At 44.3% G+C, this 393-nt stretch carries 1 pseudogene; it reads right to left on the bottom strand.

Annotated features, from left to right (window positions below):
- Window positions 1–393: pseudogene (locus A3763_RS05600) on the bottom strand (DNA mismatch repair protein MutS); the annotation flags it as partial.

Consider the following 393-nt stretch of genomic DNA (forward strand, 5'->3'; position numbering starts at 1 on the left):
CTCTGGCGTTATAAAGCGCTCTGCATTTTTTAGCGTTTGACGCCTTATATATGCATCGGGCGCTTTATCTGACTGAGCTTTTGAAATCTCGATAAAGTAACCATGAACTCTATTGTAACCAACCTTCAAGGTCGAAAGCCCGGTTGCCTCCCGCTCCTGAGTCTCTAGATCGATTAAAAATTGACCGGCATTTTCACTGATATTGCGTAAGTCATCTAGCTCTGCGTCAAAACCATCTTTTATCACGCCGCCATCTCTAATAACGACGGGAGGGTTATCGATAATTGCTCGCTCTAATAACTCAGCTAAAGAGGGGTGTTCGGATATATCTTTAGCTACTTCACCAAGACTTGGGCAATCAACTGACCTTAAATCTGCCTGTATGGCGGGTAG

This window comes from Oleiphilus sp. HI0128 (assembly GCF_001635365.1).